This window comes from Nitratireductor sp. StC3, assembly GCF_003015025.1.
Classification (GTDB): Bacteria; Pseudomonadota; Alphaproteobacteria; order Rhizobiales; family Rhizobiaceae; genus Mangrovimarina; species Mangrovimarina alexandrii.
Map to the genome: position 1 here is coordinate 45001 of NZ_PYBP01000017.1, position 4051 is coordinate 49051.

Annotated in this window: 2 protein-coding genes, 1 tRNA gene and 2 rRNA genes (1 of these 5 cut by a window edge); 4 read left to right on the plus strand and 1 reads right to left on the minus strand. The window is 55.4% G+C overall.

Annotated elements, in window-relative coordinates; genetic code table 11:
* The 3 genes from C7T96_RS22450 to C7T96_RS22460 form a co-directional block, all read left to right on the plus strand.
* Window positions 1-1206, plus strand: a 23S ribosomal RNA gene (locus C7T96_RS22450) (it extends 1589 nt beyond the left edge of the window).
* Window positions 1207-1279: 73 nt separating this feature from the next.
* Window positions 1280-1394 (plus strand): 5S ribosomal RNA (gene rrf / locus C7T96_RS22455).
* A gap of 114 nt (window positions 1395-1508) precedes the next feature.
* Window positions 1509-1585, plus strand: a tRNA-Met gene (locus tag C7T96_RS22460).
* Between the two features lie 155 nt (window positions 1586-1740).
* Here the strand turns inward: C7T96_RS22460 and C7T96_RS22465 are convergent.
* Window positions 1741-1941, minus strand: coding sequence for a hypothetical protein (locus C7T96_RS22465; protein ID WP_106573491.1), 201 nt, complete (start codon window positions 1939-1941; stop codon window positions 1741-1743).
* Window positions 1942-2339: 398 nt separating this feature from the next.
* On the opposite strand from C7T96_RS22465, the gene C7T96_RS22470 reads away from it, so the two are divergent.
* Window positions 2340-3728: a Fic family protein gene (locus C7T96_RS22470; RefSeq protein WP_245414219.1), complete on the plus strand. Its 1389-nt coding sequence runs from the start codon at window positions 2340-2342 to the stop codon at window positions 3726-3728.
* Window positions 3729-4051: the final 323 nt, after the last annotated feature.

Sequence of the window (4051 nt, forward strand, 5' to 3'; positions counted from 1 at the left end):
ACTCTGCTGAAGGAACTCGGCAAAATACACGCGTAACTTCGGGATAAGCGTGACCCCTTTGAGGGCAACCTCATGGGGGTGGCACAGACCAGGGGGTAGCGACTGTTTATCAAAAACACAGGGCTCTGCGAAGTCGCAAGACGACGTATAGGGTCTGACGCCTGCCCGGTGCCGGAAGGTTAAGAGGAGAGGTGCAAGCTTTGAATCGAAGCCCCGGTAAACGGCGGCCGTAACTATAACGGTCCTAAGGTAGCGAAATTCCTTGTCGGGTAAGTTCCGACCTGCACGAATGGCGTAACGACTTCCCCGCTGTCTCCAGCAGAGACTCAGTGAAATTGAATTCCCCGTGAAGATGCGGGGTTCCTGCGGTTAGACGGAAAGACCCCGTGCACCTTTACTATAACTTTACACTGGCATTCGTGTCGGCATGTGTAGGATAGGTGGTAGACTTTGAAGCGCGGGCGCCAGCCTGCGTGGAGTCACCCTTGAAATACCACCCTTATCGTCATGGATGTCTAACCGCGACCCGTTATCCGGGTCCGGGACAGTGTATGGTGGGTAGTTTGACTGGGGCGGTCGCCTCCTAAAGAGTAACGGAGGCGCGCGATGGTGGGCTCAGAACGGTCGGAAATCGTTCGCTGAGTGCAATGGCATAAGCCTGCCTGACTGCGAGACTGACAAGTCGAGCAGAGACGAAAGTCGGTCATAGTGATCCGGTGGTCCCGTGTGGAAGGGCCATCGCTCAACGGATAAAAGGTACGCCGGGGATAACAGGCTGATGACCCCCAAGAGTCCATATCGACGGGGTTGTTTGGCACCTCGATGTCGACTCATCGCATCCTGGGGCTGGAGCAGGTCCCAAGGGTATGGCTGTTCGCCATTTAAAGCGGTACGTGAGTTGGGTTCAGAACGTCGTGAGACAGTTCGGTCCCTATCTGCCGTGGGTGTAGGAATATTGAGAGGATCTGTCCCTAGTACGAGAGGACCGGGATGGACGTATCTCTGGTGGACCTGTTGTGGCGCCAGCCGCATAGCAGGGTAGCTATATACGGAACGGATAACCGCTGAAGGCATCTAAGCGGGAAACCGACCTCAAAACGAGTATTCCCTGAGAGTCGTGGAAGACGACCACGTTGATAGGCCGGGTGTGGAAGCGCAGCAATGTGTGAAGCTTACCGGTACTAATAGCTCGATTGGCTTGATCGTTCTCATTGCTTGTGCTCATCGCTGAACGCGATGGCGCGGAAAAGACAGCTTCTCGATATGTGCGTTTCGCCGACCTGGTGGTTATGGCGGAGCGGCTGCACCCGATCCCATTCCGAACTCGGCCGTGAAACGCTCCAGCGCTGATGGTACTTCGTCTCAAGACGCGGGAGAGTAAGTCGCTGCCAGGTCTGCAAAACGCACATAAATCTTCTCTTTTCGATCGCTGCAGCGAACGATCCGCCCTTGGGCGGCTTTTTCGATTCATGCTTACGGGTCGCAGGTTTGGTCTGCGGTTCGGTTGACGCGGGGTGGAGCAGCCCGGTAGCTCGTCAGGCTCATAACCTGAAGGTCGTAGGTTCAAATCCTACCCCCGCAACCAAAAATACCATTAAAAACAGCATCTTATCAAACCGCCTCGGAAAGCCTCCGGGGCGGTTTTGCGTCTTAGGGGCAGTTTAGGGGCAGTGCCTTCCAACCGTTCTCAATAGCCCTCAACACCGGTCGGCCATGTTGGTCCTGAAATGGAAAAGCCCCTCAACGGGGCTCTTCATCGTTTTTCAGGTCTGCCGTTCGCAGATCAATGATCTCCTGGATAGCGTCTTCAATGGTGCCTCTCGTGGTTTCCCATGGTGTCATCATGTGGAGCCGGCGGAGCCGGTGAACGATGTCGCCAGGGTTGTTTCGAATGGCTTCGACAATCCGATTCTCGTAATCGGTCGAGGTCGGGCTGGGCATCTCGCATCTCCGAGTGGGGAAAGGTAATAGATATTGGTTTTTGGAGGTGTTGGAGCCAATGCATTTGGTTTCAAGGGTAGTGACGATAATTCGACGCGCGGGGCCGATGTTGAAAGTTTGGCGACGTTTGTGATTGCCAATCGACGCTTATTGAGGTTTATTGTTGTTGATAGTTTTTCGACGACAGAACCAAAAATGAGGCATGTACGACTCTCGTGAACGACATTCGACTCCCCCGTGATAGGGCTTTTCAGGATCACATCATTCCCGCCGACGCGGAACTGGTAGGGTCAGCAGCACTTGTCGATCGGTACGGAATCGATGCTCCTGTCCGTGAGGTCTGCGCCGTGTCAGACCGACACGTATCGGGAAGTGTACGCCGGCATGGCGAGATACTGTTGTTTGATCGTCGGTACCGGTCCGGTACATCGGATGCAGACGACCTCATTTTTATTCTGCGCCACGAGAAGCTCGACCTCTTGGTGCTGAAGCGCATCCTCCAGGCCATAACCCCTGAAACCATCAAGCAAATCGTCCAAGCAACCCCAACAGGTACCCACGCTCGACGCATCTGGTTCTTCTATGAGTGGCTGACCACGAAAGCCGTTGATCTTCCGGATGCCGAGAGCGTGACAGCGGTTGGGGCGTTGGATGACAAGCAGTACATCACGATAAAAGGTGAGATTTCCAGCCGGCACCGCGTTCGCGTGAATCTGCTTGGCACACCTGACTTCTGCCCGGTCATCAGGAAGACATCCGCTCTTCATGCATTCTCTAAAGAAGCGCTTGGCGAGCAGGCACGGGCGCTCATTGGGGGTGCGGGCAAAAGAGTGGTGGCCCGAGCTGCGAGCTTCATTGCACTCGCGGATAGCCAGGCGAGCTTCAAAATTGAGGGGGAGCGGCCGACACGGAACAAAATCGCTCGTTGGGCCGACGCGGTTGTTCAATCGGCACGAAATGATCTCTCGATTGCGGAGGTCGAGCGTCTCCACCGTCTCCTTATTGAGGACGACCGTTTTGTTAAGATCGGTCTACGCGACGAGGGCGTCTTTCTCGGCGACCGCGACATTGATGATAATCCGTTGCCGGAGTTCATCGGCGCGCGGGCTCAGGATGTCGAAAACCTGCTTTCCGGCCTTGTTGATGCAAGCGCTCGCATGACCGAAGCCCAGCTCGACCCTGTGCTCCATGCCGCAGCCACTTCATTCCCGTTTGTCTATATCCATCCGGTTGAAGACGGAAACGGCCGTCTCCATCGCTGCCTCATTCACAAAATTCTCGCACGCCGGCAATTTTCCCCGGCCGGTATCATATTCCCGGTATCATCGGTGATGGAGCGCAACATCGACCGCTATCGGACAACGGTACAGGGCGCCACAGCGCCCCTCATGGCATTCATCCAGTGGCGGCCAACGCCAAAAGGCAACGTCGAGGTTCTAAACGATACTGCGGATCTCTATCGCTATCCCGATTGTACCGCCGAGGCAGAATTCCTCTACGCTTGCGTGAAGGCGACCGTCCAGATCGACCTTCCCTACGAAATCGAGTACCTGACTTGCCATGATCGCGCGCTGGTCCGTATCAACCAGGTTTTGGAGATGCCGGATACGATGGTCACCGTACTCATTCGGGCCATCCAAGAGAACGACGGCCAATTGTCGAAGCGGCGACGCCAGTCGGAATACTTCAATGCGCTCACTGACGACGAAGTTACGACGATAGAGCAAATCGTGAGGGAAGAGTTCGAAGACCTACCGCACGCGCCGGCTATGGCTGATATGTCGTAAGTCCTTGCGAACAGAATTCGGGCCTGCCGGTTCGCTGCATTCCCATCCAAAGCCACTTTGGGACCTTTCGAACGCGCAGTGAGCGCGCGAACAGAAGCGCGCTCGTCAAAAGATCAAAGTAGCGCGCAGCTACGTTATACAGGCAGGCGCGGGAGCGTTTATGCGTGCAGCCTTAGTCGCGACAGGTGGCCAATAGGTCTTGACCTGCTCCCCTGAGATGTTCCCGATTTTGGGTTAGCCTGTTCCTCGACAAAGGAGACAGGCAATGAAGCGATCACGGTTCTCGGAAGAACAGATCATCGGGGTTTTGAAGGAGCATCAGG